Raw genomic sequence first — 14,564 nt, 5'->3', positions numbered from 1 at the left:
TTTTTTATTTGGAGCATGAGCGTTTTTAAAGCTTTCTCTTCAGGAAATCAGTCATCATCGTGTACAAATGCCAGGTGGTGTTGCCGCCGTAGATTCCGTGGTTTCTGTTGGGATAGTAGAAGGATTCAAACTGCTTATCTGCCGCTATCAGGGCGTTGGTGAGATCGACCGCATTTTGGAAGTGCACGTTGTCATCGCCGGTTCCATGGATCAAAAGCAAATTTCCTTTCAGCTTGTTCACATGGGTGATTGGGCTGTTATCATCATATCCAGAAGGATTGAGTTGGGGAGTCTGAAGGTAGCGCTCGGTGTAGATTGTGTCATAATATCTCCAAGTAGTCACTGGTGCCACGGCGATGGCAGTTTTGAAGACGTCATTTCCGATCATCAGGGAAAGCGAAGACATGTAGCCTCCATAAGACCATCCCCAGATTCCGATCCGGGAAGGATCGACAAATGGCATTTTCGCAAAATACTTGGCACCCTCGATCTGATCGATGGTTTCCAGTTTGCCCAAGTTGGCATAGGTAGAATGCTTGAAGTCACGGCCACGTGCGCCAGTACCACGATTGTCCACACAGGCCACGATGATCCCTTCCGCTGCCAATTGCTGATGCCAGAAGTCGCGGGTTCCTCCCCAAGAATTCAGCACATTCTGAGAACCCGGGCCGCCGTAGACATACATCAGCACCGGATATTTTTTGTTTGGATCAAAGTCAGCCGGCTTGATGATGTAGCCATTGAGCTGCGTACCATCCACGGTTGGGAAGGTGAAAAATTCCTTTTTCCCCAAGGCAAAACCTGCTAAACGCTCCTTCAAGGCCTGATTGTCCTCGAGTACTTTCAGCTCTTTTCCTGCTGCATCGTTCAGTGTCACCTTCACCGGCGTATCAGCCGTGGTGTAGTAATCGATGAAGAACTTGTAATCAGGGCTCATGTTGATCGTATGGGTTCCTTTGGCAGTAGTGAGGACTTTTTTACCCTTTCCGTCCAGGTTGATTACATAGAAATTTCGCTCAAGTGGAGAGGACTCTGTCGAGATGAAATAGAGTTTTTTGGCTTTTTCATCTACGCCTACCATGGAACTCACCTCCCAATTCCCGGATGTAATCTGACGAATCAAACTTCCATCCAAATTGTGATGGTAGATGTGCTTGTAGCCGTCCTGCTCGGAAGTACGGATAAAGGTCTTGCCGTCGCTGAGGTATTGGAGATCATCGTTGTAGTCAAGGTCCACGTAGGTTTTTGCATTCTCAGAGATGATCAACTTACTCTCGCCTGAAGTAGCATTGGCATGCAAAATATCCAGCTGATTCTGGAGTCTATTCATTCGGATAAATGCCAAGGTATTCGCATCTTTTGTCCAGTAGATTCTTGGCAGGTAGACATCGGTTTCGGTGCCTGCGTCCATCTTTTGTGTTTTTGCAGTCGCCAAATCATAGACATGGATACTAACGAGGGAGTTTTTCTCGCCTGCTTTTGGGTACTTGAACTTGTAATCCTGAGGATAAAGCGGTCCCCAAGTCTGCATGTTGAACTCAGGAACTTGGGTTTCGTCAAAGCGAATGAAGGCAATCTTTTTTCCATCAGGTGACCACTTGAAAGCTTGAGCCATGGAAAATTCCTCTTCATATACCCAGTCTGCAGCACCGTTGATGACCTTATTCCACTCGCCATCTCGTGTGATTTGCGTGAGCTTGTTTGTTGCCAACTCAATCACATAGAGGTTGTTGTCTTTGACAAAAGCTACCTTGTCATTGTCTGGGGATAAGGTAGCGTAGGAGATTTTTTCTCCGTTCATCAGCTGTTGCTTCTGGCCGGAGGCCATTTCTACCACGTAGAAAATTCCTTTGGAAGAGCGGCGGTAGATGGATTCTACGTCTGTGGCGATAAGGGCTTTAGATTCGTCCGCATTGAAAGAATAGCTTGAAAAGTTTACTCCGAGCTTGGCTCCATCCAGCAATACTCCTGCTTCTTCACCGGTGGCTAGGTTGATTTTGACCACAGCCGGTGCTCCACCACGCTGCACGAGCGAACTGTAAAACTGCCCGTCTTTCATCCAGTTGATGCCGTAGACGGATTTTTGGTTGAAGGTGCCTTTTTTGAAGACATCCTCCAGGGTTACTTTTTTCAGGCTTTGCGCCTGTACGCTGAGGGCCATTCCGATCATTGCGATCCAGGCTAGGCTCAGCACTTTCGAACTTTTAATCATATCCACTGATTTTGGGTAAAATTCTTGAATGAAACGAAGGCGAATATATAAAACCATCTAAGGGATTTGAAACCTTTGGAGGGTAAACGGAAAATTAGCTATTTCGTAAACCAGATTTTTCCCCACCATGAAGAAGAAAATTGCCTTGGTCACCGGAGGTTTTACCGGAGAGTCCGTCATCTCCCTCAAAAGTGCCGCTGTCGTCGAAAAGACCATTGATCGGGAGCGCTTCGATGTTTATAAAATTTTAGTGTATCCGGGCGATTGGCATTTTATCTGTTCTTCCGGAGAAAAAATTCCAGTTGACCTGAACGATTTTAGTATTTCCATTGGGGACGAAAAAATCAAATTTGACGGGGTTTTTAACATTCTTCACGGTTCCCCGGGAGAAGACGGAAAATTGGCCGGCTACTTTGACATGCTTGGGATTCCTTACACCACTTGTGATCAGCTGACTTCAGCGATTACCATGAACAAGGGTTATACCAAGGCCATTGTCCAGGATATTCCCGAACTGAACGTGGCGAGATCAATCCAGCTTTTCGAAAATTCCCCCGAAAACGCATCCAAGATTCAAGTTCAACTCACGCTGCCCCTATTTATCAAACCCAATAATGGGGGAAGCTCCATCGGGATGAGTAAGGTGAAAACATGGGAGGAATTGGCCGAAGCTTTGGAAAAGGCCTTTGCGGAAGACAAGCAAGTACTCGTGGAAGAGTTTGTGTCAGGCAGGGAGTTTTCGATAGGTATTTTCAAAGGGAAAGGAAGAATCACCGTGCTTCCTGCTACCGAGATTGTGAGCAGCAAAGAGTTTTTCGACTACGAGGCCAAGTATGTTCCGGGAGTCTGTGAGGAAATCACTCCCGGAAGAATGTCCGAGGAAGAAGTCGAGCGAGTCGGTAGAATTGTGACCAAGGTGTATGAAAAACTCAACTGCAAAGGCGCGGTGAGAATCGATTATTTTCTCCAACATGAAACGGGGAAATTTTACTTTATTGAGATCAACACCGTACCCGGACAGACTGAGACGAGCTTGATTTCGCAGCAAGTCAAAGCAACCGGTAAATCTATCAAGGAGTTTTACACCGAGTTGATTGAGGAGATGTTTGTTTAAGTAGTAGGATCGATTGATGTAAAACTTCTAACGATTTGTTAAAAAATTGAAAAAACGGTGAAAGCCTGAAAAGGTCTTTTCCCGTTTGTATGTTTTTCCTCCAGATAAATTTTATTTTTGTCACACATACAGGCACTAATGATCGAAAAGCTATTTCCACTGGACAAAAATTATATCCTCAGACAGGCACAATCAGCCTTGGAAGAGGAATTGGTGGATCGGATGGTTTTTGAACTGAAGCGCTCTTACACTTTTTTGTACAATCCGCTTCGCTTGATGGATCAGACTTATGCCTTGATTTTGGATACCGTCGATTTTCCGAGAGAGCGAGTGCGAATGATCTATCGACAGCTTTGTGGTATCTACCGATACAAGCACCGTGACAATCAGCTTGAGCTTCTTTTTGACGGACGCACACATTTCGAAAAATTTCAGGAGGACTGGTCTCAGGCGCTCATTACCTATGTGCAGCAATTGGGGCAGCATGAGCAATATGTGAAAACCCTACTTCGAATGACACTCTTATATGATTCAGAGACTCGCGCCGAGTGGGCAGAAAATCACTGTAAGGCTTTCATCAATCAGCATTTTGAACTCAAAGTGGTCAAGCGACATGGAGAGCTTAGACTCAAGGTTTCCTAAAAAATTAAAAAACCCGCTGATGAAGCGGGTTTTGTGTTTTTAGAAGTTGGGACTCAAGAGGTATTTGCTGTAAAACTCATCGATGACTTTTAGTGCCTCGGTGGCGTCATCCACGATGCAAAACAGATCCAAATCAGATTCGCTGATGTAGTTCGGATCCCCTCTCAGTAGGGTTGACTTGATCCAGTCCACCAGGCCGGTCCAGTAATCTCTGCCCACGAGCACAATCGGGAATCTTCCGATTTTGTTGGTTTGGATGAGGGTCAAGGCTTCAAAGAATTCATCCAAGGTGCCAAAGCCGCCGGGTAATACCACGAAGCCCTGCGAGTATCGGATAAACATGACCTTTCTGACGAAAAAGTAGTCAAAGGTCAACAGCTTGTCGCGGTCTATATAAATGTTATTGAATTGCTCAAAAGGCAAATGGATATTCAGGCCCACAGATTTTCCCCCCTGAGAATAAGCGCCTTTGTTACCAGCTTCCATGATACCCGGTCCACCACCAGTAATGACACCATAGCCATGCTGTACAAGTTTTGCAGCTATTTCTTCTGCAGTCTTATAATAGTGGTGGTCTCTCGGAGTCCGAGCCGATCCAAAGATGGTCACGCAAGGACCTATTTTGGCCAGTTTTTCGAAGCCCTCCACAAATTCTGACATTACTTTAAAAATTGCCCAAGAATCAGCGCTCTTGATTTCACTCCAGTCACGCTCCTTAAAAGCTCTTCGGATTCTTTCTTCCGATTTTTTCTCATCGATGTGGCTCATATTCTCTGAAATTGATCTTGTAAGAAAACGAATCTTTCGAAGGAATGGCGAAAAACCAAGCTTTTTTCCCTGTAAAATATTGGGAATCAACAATAAAAAATCATTTTCTGATCTGGCCAGATTCCAGTTTGGCTAAGCTATTTTTGTATTGGAAAAAACCAGATCGATGAATCTTTTAGAAAAGTCCAAAGCGGTGGAGGCAATCTTCCAAGAGCTTGAGCAAGAATCCAAGCAATTTCATGAGGAGGCTGGAATGGGCTGCCTTTCAGGTTGTGGATTTTGCTGTGCCAATCCGGAGGTTCCTGCTTCTCCTCTGGAATTTTTGCCTTTGGCTTTTGATCTGTATGAAAAGGGCATCGCAGATGATCTTGCAAACAAACTAGCCAATCAGGAAAGCCCAGGTATCTGTGTAGTCTATCGATCCAATTCAGCGGACGACACTAAGGGCTTTTGTGGGAATTATGCAAAAAGAGGATTGATTTGTCGATTCTTTGGAGCCTCTGCGAGGAAAAATAACAAGACTGGGCTAAAGGAACTGATCACCTGTAAGATTTTGAAAACTGAAAAAGAAGCGGCATTTCAATCCGTGACTGAGCGGATCAATTCAGATATGCAGATTCCACTTGCACCAGCCTACTATACTCGGATCAAGGATATAGACGAAGCTCTGACCAACCAATATCCCGTCAATCAGGCAATTTTGATGGCTTTGGAGCTAGTGCTTCGCTATAAATTTTATCAGGAGGAGCAAGAGTAATAACCCAAGCGATTTTTTTGATCCTTGGTTTTAGCCTATATTCGATTATCATTTTAAGAAGATTAAATCCCGTAAAAAGCCAAACGCATGCTGAATCTTGGGGAAATTGTACAGACGATCAAGAGTATTGTAGAAACCAGAATCCAACTGATCAAAAGTGAGATCCAGGATGAATTTGTCGGGATTCTTTCCAGATTAATTCTATTGATGATTATGGGAGCGCTGACTTTGTTGGTGTTTTTGTTTCTATCGCTTTCGTTAGCATTTTTCATCAGTCAAGTTACTCAGAGTCCATATTTGGGATTTTTGATCGTGGCTTTGATGTATTTGTTGATCGTGCTTATTCTTTATTTAACCAGAGATTCTCACGGCATTCAAGATCAAATCAATTCTTCTTTGAAGAATTTTATTTTCAGCGCAAAACGGGATAAAGAAGATGAGTAAGGAATTAGAAAAAAAGTCGGAAGAACTCGAACAAACGCTTACCAAGCAGCTCGATTTGCTTAAAAAAGATTCTCAAGACTGGCTAAAAGTCGGTGCTGCAGTGGCAGTCGGTGCTGTGATCGCTTATGGGATCGTAAAAGCGACCCGTAAAAAGAAAGTAAAGAATACAGAGAAGGCACTGGAAGTATTAGAAAAGGAAGGTTTGCTCAATGATGAGCTGAAAAACCGCTTAACCAAACCAAAATCTTCTTCTTTTTGGCCAACCGTGACGCAACGCTTACTTATCCTTGGTCTTGCTTTGGCAAAAGATAAAATCTACAACGAGCTTTTTTCAGGAAATACTGAGCAACAAGCAGTTGAAAAGGATAAATAAACTCCTGAAAGGACTTTCTAAATCAGGTCAAAAAGGCTTGGCTTGGCTCGTAGATCCTGAGAAATACCAAGAATCCCCACAGTTGGAATGGATTGAAAATTCTGGATTGGATTTGATTTTGGTAGGTGGAAGCAGCGGAAATGCTGAAGCTCTTGACTTTACCATCCGATCACTGAAAGCCCTCTCGGGAAAAATTCCCATCTGTATATTTCCAGGCTCCAAGGATCAGGTATCTGAACATGCCGACGGGATATTGTTCCTTTCCCTTATTTCAGGGACCAATCCAGAGTATCTCATTACCCAGCAGGTAGAAGGAGCTAGGGCCATTGAGCATCTTGGACTTGAAATACTTCCCACGGGCTACCTTCTTGTCAATGAAGGAGAGATACTCAGTGTGCACAAAGCCAGCAACACACTCCCACTTTTGAATTCGGAAGTAGATCGAATCAGATTGATCGCATTGGCTGGGAAATACCTTGGCCTGAAGTATTTCTATCTCGAAGCCGGAAGTGGTGCAAAAGCACCTGTTTCGAATTCAGTGATACAAACTGTAAAAAAGACTGTCAAAAGCCCCTTGATTGTGGGTGGAGGTTTGGATTCGCTTGAAAAAGTGAAAAAAGCTTTTGATGCAGGAGCTGATTTAGTGGTGTTGGGTAATGCGATAGAAAAAGACCCCGGTTTTTTGGCCGAGGTCTTGAAAGCTAAGCGATGGTATAATCAGTTACTGAACATTAATTAGAGATTCCCTTCGACGCATTTTACCTGCAGGTACCCCGTACATCATTTTGAAACGGCGGCAAAAGTAAGCAGTGTCTTTGTAGCCCACCTCTTTCCCGATATCACGGATGGATTTTTTGGTCGTTCTCAAAAGCTCAACTGCTGCTTCCATCCGCTGATATTCAATGTAATCTTGAGGATTGATGCCGGTGAGCATTTTGAAATATTGTCCCACATAGTCCTCCGAAACATTTGCCACCTTGGCTAGAATCTTGTTTGAAAGATCGCCCCCGATATTGGTTTTGATAAAGTTGAACAAGTCGATCAACCTTGGATCTTTGAAATAGGTGGAGTTAGTAGAAAGCTCCTCGGTGAAAAGTCTATTTTTTAGAATATGCCGCAACAATTCTATGATAAGTACCTCTGTGAGCGCTTTCAAGGCTCTCTCTTTTCCAATGTTGGAGAGTTCCAGTTCTTTCATCAAATCCTCCATTAAGGTGGCTATTCGATCATTGAAGCGGATGATGAAAGGCGGGATATCCAAAGAGTTAAAGAAATTGACCACATCAAAAACCTTGGATTCAAAGTGTATCATGGAAATACAATCCTCCTCTGAGGCATTGATTTCCTTGTAACTGATACTTTGAAGATATTTTCTTTTGGATTCAATGAATTTTTCCAAGGTCAATTCCTGTCTCTTGCTGCCTGAACCAAACGTGAGCGATGTTTTGCGACCCTTTGGTAAAAAAAGTACTTCGCCTTCATTAATCAACTCCTGGTCTTCGCCAAACTTTAGCGTACCATGGTGAAGTAGAACCAAGGCGTTTTCATTTTCTTCGTAATTAGAAATTGAAACAGGCTTATCAATCTTAAAATTGTTGCCTCTCAAAAATCTTACGTGAACAGACTCGATGACTTTATTGTAGTAATCCATGAAATATCTATAAAAATGAACTTCAAAAATATAACTTAAACCTAGTTAGTACATAAACTATTCTAGAAAATAAGTCTAAAAAGAAGAAAAAGGGTATAAAAATTTGCATCTATACCCTTTATTTAGGTTTTAATGGTACTACTTCAATATTCCTCTGGAGATTACGATCCGTTGGATTTCAGAAGTGCCTTCGTAAATCTGAGTAATTTTAGCGTCTCTCATGAGGCGTTCTACATGGTATTCTTTCACATACCCATAGCCCCCATGTACCTGTACCGCCTCTACTGTCACATTCATCGCTACTTCAGAGGCATATAGTTTAGCCATAGCAGATGCGTGGGCATAATCTTCCCCCTGATCTTTGAGCCAGGCTGCTTTGTAGACCAAAAGTCTGGCAGCTTCGATTTGAGTAGCCATATCTGCCAATTTGAACTGAATGGCCTGATGTTGACTGATAGGTTTGCCAAAAGCCTTTCTTTCTTTTGAATAGGCTAAAGCCAATTCATAGGCACCTGATGCGATCCCGAGCGCTTGTGCTGCGATTCCTATTCGCCCACCGTTGAGCGTCTCCATCGCGAAGGTAAATCCAAACCCTTCCTCTCCAATTCGGTTTTCCACAGGTACTTTCACATCGGTAAACATCAAGGAGTGCGTATCAGAACCCCTGATTCCCAGTTTGTCCTCTTTTTTACCAATTACAAAGCCATCCCAACCTTTTTCTACAATAAAGACAGAGATACCTTTATGGCCTTTGCTGGCATCGGTCTGCGCAATTACTAGGTAAATACTTGCGGAAGAACCATTGGTAATCCAGTTTTTGGTGCCGTTGAGCAGGTAATGATCTCCTTTCCATTCCGCATTGGTCCGCTGTGAAGTAGCATCCGAACCAGCTTCTGGTTCAGATAGGCAAAATGCGCCTAGCACTTCACCGGTGGCAAGCTTGGTCAGGTATTTCTGCTTTTGGGCTTCGGTTCCATACTTCTCCAATCCCCAGCAGACCAAGGAATTGTTGACAGACATAGACACAGAGGCAGATGCGTCGATTTTGGAAAGCTCTTCCATGGCAATCACGTAAGATATTGTATCCATTCCGCCTCCATTATACCTAGGGTCAACCATCATTCCCATGAAGCCGAGTTCGCCCATTTTTTTGATTTGTTCGTAAGGGAATTTTGCTTCGGTATCGCGGTCTATGACACCTGGAAGTAATTCTGCTTTGGCAAATTCCCTTGCTGCCTCTTGCACAGCCAAGTGCTCTTCAGTCAATTGAAAGTTCATAAGAGTAGTAAAATTTTGGGTTTAGATTCAAGTTGGAAAATATAGCCGAAAAAAAGAAAAGGGACAAAAACTTGTCCCTTTCCGAATTTTATTTTGATTTTGATCAATCTCTATTTCCAAAGAAAACAAAGATGTAGTAAGCTAGCGTAACCAAAGATGCTAATGCAGCGACCACATAGGTCATCGCAGCCCACTTCAAGGCATCCTTTGACATGTCATATTCTTGTCTGGTCACCACATTTCTACTTTGTACCCAAGCCAAAGCTCTATTAGAAGCATCAAATTCTACAGGCAGCGTAACTAATGTAAACAGCGTCATTACTGAATAAGAACCTACTACAATGTATCCAATCCAATGGTAAGGCAAGCCCAACGCAAATCCACCGAAAAGAGAGGCTATTAAGACTATGTTTAGGATTTTACCTGAGATGTTTTGAACCGGAACCATCGCTGATCGAAAGTTTAGCCAAACGTAGGAGGTGGCATGCTGCACTGCGTGTCCACATTCGTGAGCTGCCACGGCGGTAGCTGCAGCATTTCTGCCATAGTATACATCCGGAGAAAGGTTAACCGTTCTGTCCATAGGGTTGTAATGGTCGGTCAGTTGACCTTCGACACAAATGACCTGTACATCGTGAATATTGTGATCAGCAAGCATCAACTTTGCAATTTCTGCGCCGGATAAATTTGCCTGAAGAGCAGTTTGAGAATATTGTTTGAATTTGCTTTTCAATCTATTGCTTACCACAAATCCAAGAATTGCAAATACGACTACAATTAGAATAATCATTTTATTAGGTGTTTAACTGGGTGTGAATACGAAGTTAGGACTTGTCAGGTTTAATCCAAACCGGGATTTTTACCATCACTATCCAACTAACCAAGCCCACAAGCATCACAAGAATGACTTGGGTTCCATGGATGATGGCAGCAAAGATTTTTCCGTCTGTTTCTGACACTCCAAACTGGATCAAAATGTAGGCCACCAAGGCATGAAAGGTTCCGATTCCCCCTTGAACAGGTGCCACCATGCCAATACTTCCCATTACCATCACAAGAAGGACTTGGCTAGCCGACAAAGTGGCAGTAGTTTGGATCCCTTGGGAAACAGTATACATAGTCAAAAAGTAGATAATCCAGATTACTAGAGAGCTGACCCAAAATCCAATCGGATTTTGAAGCTTCCCTACAGTCTGAATTCCTGAAATAAGCTGTCTGAAAAACTGCTGAAGTTTATTGACTAGGCCATTTCCTCGGAATTTTCGAAAGAGCACGTATAGAAAAAGCACAAAAACCAAAATACCACCCAGAAAGAGCGGTAGTAAAGAGATGATTTTTTCCCCTAAAGAAGAAACGTCGATCAGCTCCCCAGCAAGAGAAAGGAAAAGACTACTTTCAAGTACAAATGCCAAAAAAATCGTTCCGGCTAAAAAGATCAAATCAATGGTCCGTTCCAAAATGACGGTACCCAACAGATGGCCGATAGAAATTCCGTTCGTTCTTGCCAATACGCCGCATCGGGCAACTTCACCTGCTCTTGGAATGAGGAGGTTTACCAAATAGCCGACCATCACCGCATGGTATGCTCTATTGCCGCTTATTTGTTGTTCCCCTTCCTGTTTTTGGATCAAAAGCGCCCATCTCCAGCCTCTGATCCAATATCCGATCCAAGCGATAGTCAGTGATCCAAAGATCCAAAACCAGTTGCTGGATGCTAATTGGGTTTGGAGCTCCACAAGTTCAATATCCTTATATAAAAACCAAAAAATCCAGAAAGCCACTCCTAAAGAAATGACTACCTGGATACTTTGTTTGATCTTTGGATTGGGCATCAGATGAGTTTATTTCTTTCGTCCGGAAAAATCAAGACAGGCTTATGCTGTTTTGCTTCTTCAGGGGTCATTCCTGCATAGGAGATGATGATCACGATGTCACCTACCGCAGCTTTTCTCGCAGCAGGGCCATTGAGGCACACTTGACCGCTTCCTCTTGCTCCTTTGATGACGTAAGTTTCAAGTCGCTCTCCATTATTGATATTGACGATCTGTACTTTTTCATTTTCGAGGAGCTGTGCGGCATCCATCAGGTCTTCATCTATGGTGATGGAGCCCACATAGTGAAGTTCTGCCTGAGTGATTTTTACCCGGTGGATTTTGGATTTGAGGATTTGCAGTTGCATTGGTTTAGTTTTTCGGCCGCGAAATTAGGGAATAATCGGCAAGTTGTCGATCAATCTCACCTCACCGATATAGGCAGCAACACAAATCGAGGATTTTTGATTCGGATCAAAATCATTCTTGATTTCAAATGTATCCGGATGAATCAATTCAAAATACTCCAATCGAGCTAGCTCCACTTGATCAAATTCCTTTTCTATTTCAGATTTAATTGATAACCAAGGTCGGCCTTCCATCAGCTGGTTTTTTGCTTTGATCAAACTGGTGAAAAGAAGTAAAGCCTTTTGTCGCTCCTCGTTATTCAAGCGCATATTCCTTGAAGACATCGCTAGGCCGTCAGTTTCTCTCCGGGTTAGGACAGTTTCTAATTGGATATCGAATGAAAGGTCTTTCACTAGTCTTTTGATAACGGCAACCTGCTGCAAGTCCTTTTGGCCAAAAAAAGCAATGTGCGGCTTGATCATATGAAACAGTTTGGAGACGATGATACCGACTCCATTAAAATGCCCTGGTCTAAACCTTCCTTCCAAAACTCGCTCTAAGTCCCCAAAATCTAACGTCAGGCAAGACGGGGAAGGATACATAGTTTCTATTGATGGTAGAAAAACATAATCTACCCCAATGGATTCCAATTTTTCCAAATCTGCATCGAGTGTGATGGGATACTTTTCGAAATCCTTGGGATTATTAAACTGAGTAGGGTTGACAAAAATCGAAACCACCGTTACATCCATTTTCGATTTGCTGGTCTGGACAAGATCCAAATGACCTTGATGCAATGCTCCCATGGTTGGGACAAAACCGATTTGGCGATTACTTTGGAGGTGGCTGAGCCAGTGGGGATTCCATTCGGCCCCTGTGTGGATTAGCTTCACGGCAAGGCAGTATTACGGCTAAATTGGGGCAAAACTAGATTAATATCCAGAAATACAATGCTGATAGGCTTTTTTTATTTACCTTTGTGCCCGTTGTTTATCACGATCATTAAAATCCCTATAGCATGTCCAAACTACGTATCCTCTACGTTGCTAGTGAAATCAACCCATTCTTACAAACTTCCGAAGTCGCCAATTTTCTCAGAAATCTCCCTCAAGCTATGCAGGAGCGTGGGATGGAAATCCGGATTTTGGTGCCTCGTTTTGGATTGATCAACGAGCGAAAAAACAGACTTCACGAGGTGGTCAGGCTTTCAGGGATCAACATTTCCGTAGGTGAAGAAGAAAAGCCCTTGATCATCAAAGTGGCGTCTATCCCAAATGCCAAGCTTCAGGTATATTTTATTGATAATGAAGATTATTTTCAGCGAAAGCATGTGTTTCACGACAAGCAACAGCGATTCTATGAGGATAATGACGAGCGTGCTATCTTTTTCTGTAAAGGTGTCATTGAAACCGTTAAAAAGTTAGGCTGGGCACCGGATATCGTGCATTGCAATGATTGGATGACCTCCTTGATCCCAATGTATCTAAAGACGACCTACAAAAACGAACCGCTCTTTAAGGATACCAAAACAGTATTTGGCATTTATAACAATGGATTTTCCCATACCTTTGGCGACGATTTGTTAAACAAGGTTAAGATGGTGGACATCGATGACACTATTTTAGCACCTTTGAAAAGCAAAGACTTCGAAGGCTTTATCAAGATGGGTATCGAATATGCCGATCGGGTGGTGAAAGGGAATGAAGTCTCTGCCGAACTAAACCAACTAATTGAGGATTTCTCTAAAGACAAAAATCTTGAAATCAGTTTTGAAGAAGAGCAGCAAGCTCATGAAGAGCTTTATGGAGTATACACCAGCCTTGCAGGCTAAGCTTTCCATTTACGCGTTAATTTCCGTCTTATTTCTTGGTGCATGTAGCGACCCTGCCACGGTAGGACTTGAGCTTGCACCTCAGAATAACCAAATCGGTGTTTTTTATAAAGAATTTACCCTTGACGCACAGGTGGTACTCCTGGATTCATTTAATACTACCAACTCAGGGGTTCTCTTAGTAGGTAACGAAGTGGATGACTACTTTGGAAAGACTACTTCCACAGCCTACACGAGATTATATATCGATCAAACTGCAGAACGACCTAAATCAGACGCTGTTTTGGATTCTGTGTTTTTTAACTTTTCGACTGTAAGTGTAAATGGATCTAATTTGGACAAACCGAAGAGTTATAGAGTCCACCTCCTCAACGAACCCATCCTCGATACACTCTATTACAACTTCAGTACCTTATCCTACAAGCCGACCCCAATCTTGGATGCTGAGATTCTTTTTGGAGATAAAAAGGATACTTTGGTAAAAGTCCCGATTACTAATGAAGCATTTATCAATGACCTTTTTACCAAGATGAAAAGAGGTCAAGAATTTGATAATTTATTTAGCTTTAGAAGGTACCTTCCTGGATTGGCGATTACATCCAGAGATGGAGATAATGCAACTGCAGGGTTTTCTTTGGGTACAAATACAGGAATCACTGTTTATTACCATGCACTTGGTGACACCACTGCATTGAAGTATTCGATTACTACTTTATCCTCTAGAAGTTTCAATAGTATTGCATCTGATCGAGCAGGTACTCCTACAAGTGTAATTACTGAATACGGAAAGTCTTACAATACCAGCCCGATTGTTGGAATGAAGGCAGGACTTGGTCTAGCGATGAGAGTGAATACAGGTCCTATTGATGCCTTCTTGGATACTTTGCAAGGAGTGATTTTCAATCAAGTTAACCTTACTATCGGTGCGCTTGAAAATCAAGATGCAGGAAACGTCCCTATTTCTTCGATGGTTTTGAAATTTGTAGATTCTCAAAATCGTGTGCTTTTAAGTTCCTTTAACAAAGCAGAACTTCATGTCCAAGGCGATGGGCAAGCTCAAGTTATAGATGATGGAAAAGGCAACCTAATTCCCAATTATTTATTTGCCTCTTCAGCAGTTGTAGAATACAATAGTGTAGATAAACTTTACAGAGCAGGCATTTCTTCCCACCTAAATGCTATCTATCGAGGTCAAATTAAGCGTCAAGATTGGCTTCTTTACCCTTCTACTCCCAGAGATCTAAGTGATGATTTCAAACGATCATTGAGACAGTTTAAAGTGAATAAAGATAAAATTAAGGTAACTGTTATTTACTCTAAGATTAGGTAAACAAT

Annotated in this window: 16 protein-coding genes; 8 read left to right on the top strand and 8 right to left on the bottom strand. The window is 42.7% G+C overall.

The features are described 5' to 3' along the window. Positions 1-25: 25 nt before the first annotated feature. Positions 26-2,170, bottom strand: a complete 2,145-nt coding sequence (locus ACFPIK_RS14530; protein WP_377916607.1) for a S9 family peptidase — start codon at positions 2,168-2,170, stop codon at positions 26-28. Positions 2,171-2,339: 169 nt separating this feature from the next. Between ACFPIK_RS14530 and ACFPIK_RS14525 the strand changes: the two genes are divergently transcribed. Together ACFPIK_RS14525 and ACFPIK_RS14520 are read left to right on the top strand one after the other, a co-directional pair. Next, a complete protein-coding gene (locus tag ACFPIK_RS14525; RefSeq protein ID WP_377916527.1) occupies positions 2,340-3,326 on the top strand; it encodes a D-alanine--D-alanine ligase in 987 nt (328 codons plus the stop codon). A 138-nt stretch (positions 3,327-3,464) separates the two neighbouring features. Further along, positions 3,465-3,968, top strand: a complete 504-nt coding sequence (locus tag ACFPIK_RS14520; RefSeq protein ID WP_377916605.1) for a hypothetical protein — start codon at positions 3,465-3,467, stop codon at positions 3,966-3,968. Between the two features lie 39 nt (positions 3,969-4,007). On the opposite strand, the gene ACFPIK_RS14515 is transcribed toward ACFPIK_RS14520, so the two are convergent. Further along, on the bottom strand, positions 4,008-4,736 hold the full coding sequence (locus tag ACFPIK_RS14515; RefSeq protein ID WP_377916526.1) for an LOG family protein: 729 nt from the start codon (positions 4,734-4,736) through the stop codon (positions 4,008-4,010). A 166-nt stretch (positions 4,737-4,902) separates the two neighbouring features. Between ACFPIK_RS14515 and ACFPIK_RS14510 the strand changes: the two genes are divergently transcribed. The 4 genes from ACFPIK_RS14510 to ACFPIK_RS14495 all read left to right on the top strand — a co-directional run bounded on the left by ACFPIK_RS14510 (position 4,903) and on the right by ACFPIK_RS14495 (position 7,049). Then, positions 4,903-5,493 carry a YkgJ family cysteine cluster protein gene (locus ACFPIK_RS14510; protein WP_377916524.1) on the top strand — a complete coding sequence of 197 codons (591 nt, stop codon included), beginning with the start codon at positions 4,903-4,905 and terminating at the stop codon, positions 5,491-5,493. Positions 5,494-5,580: 87 nt separating this feature from the next. Then, positions 5,581-5,937 (top strand): phage holin family protein, encoded by a 357-nt coding sequence (locus ACFPIK_RS14505; RefSeq protein WP_377916522.1) that lies wholly within the window; start codon positions 5,581-5,583, stop codon positions 5,935-5,937. After that, on the top strand, positions 5,930-6,310 hold the full coding sequence (locus tag ACFPIK_RS14500) for a hypothetical protein (protein ID WP_377916520.1): 381 nt from the start codon (positions 5,930-5,932) through the stop codon (positions 6,308-6,310). The genes ACFPIK_RS14505 and ACFPIK_RS14500 overlap by 8 nt, the downstream gene beginning before the upstream one ends. Next, positions 6,294-7,049, top strand: a complete 756-nt coding sequence (locus ACFPIK_RS14495; RefSeq protein WP_377916518.1) for a phosphoglycerol geranylgeranyltransferase — start codon at positions 6,294-6,296, stop codon at positions 7,047-7,049. Before ACFPIK_RS14500 ends, ACFPIK_RS14495 begins: the two co-directional genes overlap by 17 nt. On the opposite strand, the gene ACFPIK_RS14490 is transcribed toward ACFPIK_RS14495, so the two are convergent. From ACFPIK_RS14490 to panC, 6 genes are all read right to left on the bottom strand, one after another. After that, entirely contained in the window at positions 7,032-7,961 is a 930-nt protein-coding gene (locus ACFPIK_RS14490; protein WP_377916516.1) for an AraC family transcriptional regulator, read from the bottom strand. The genes ACFPIK_RS14495 and ACFPIK_RS14490 overlap by 18 nt on opposite strands. 138 nt (positions 7,962-8,099) lie before the next feature. Continuing rightward, a complete protein-coding gene (locus ACFPIK_RS14485; protein WP_377916514.1) occupies positions 8,100-9,239 on the bottom strand; it encodes an acyl-CoA dehydrogenase in 1,140 nt (379 codons plus the stop codon). A 103-nt stretch (positions 9,240-9,342) separates the two neighbouring features. After that, the gene (locus ACFPIK_RS14480) at positions 9,343-10,029 is read right to left on the bottom strand and encodes a zinc metallopeptidase (protein ID WP_377916512.1); all 687 of its coding nucleotides are present in this window, start codon (positions 10,027-10,029) and stop codon (positions 9,343-9,345) included. A 34-nt stretch (positions 10,030-10,063) separates the two neighbouring features. Beyond that, a complete protein-coding gene (locus ACFPIK_RS14475) occupies positions 10,064-11,071 on the bottom strand; it encodes a lysylphosphatidylglycerol synthase transmembrane domain-containing protein (protein ID WP_377916510.1) in 1,008 nt (335 codons plus the stop codon). Then, a complete protein-coding gene (gene panD / locus ACFPIK_RS14470) occupies positions 11,071-11,418 on the bottom strand; it encodes an aspartate 1-decarboxylase (RefSeq protein WP_377916508.1) in 348 nt (115 codons plus the stop codon). Before panD ends, ACFPIK_RS14475 begins: the two co-directional genes overlap by 1 nt. Before the next feature lie 24 nt (positions 11,419-11,442). Then, on the bottom strand, positions 11,443-12,291 hold the full coding sequence (panC, locus tag ACFPIK_RS14465; protein WP_377916506.1) for a pantoate--beta-alanine ligase: 849 nt from the start codon (positions 12,289-12,291) through the stop codon (positions 11,443-11,445). 125 nt (positions 12,292-12,416) lie between these two features. Between panC and ACFPIK_RS14460 the strand changes: the two genes are divergently transcribed. After that, complete coding sequence (locus ACFPIK_RS14460) at positions 12,417-13,229, top strand: glycogen/starch synthase (RefSeq protein ID WP_377916504.1); 813 nt, start codon at positions 12,417-12,419, stop codon at positions 13,227-13,229. Continuing rightward, positions 13,201-14,559, top strand: a complete 1,359-nt coding sequence (locus tag ACFPIK_RS14455) for a DUF4270 family protein (protein ID WP_377916502.1) — start codon at positions 13,201-13,203, stop codon at positions 14,557-14,559. The genes ACFPIK_RS14460 and ACFPIK_RS14455 overlap by 29 nt, the downstream gene beginning before the upstream one ends. Positions 14,560-14,564: the final 5 nt, after the last annotated feature.

The organism is Algoriphagus aquatilis (genome assembly GCF_042657405.1).
Lineage (GTDB): Bacteria > Bacteroidota > Bacteroidia > Cytophagales > Cyclobacteriaceae > Algoriphagus > Algoriphagus aquatilis.
This window is presented reverse-complemented; position numbering and strand designations above follow the sequence as displayed.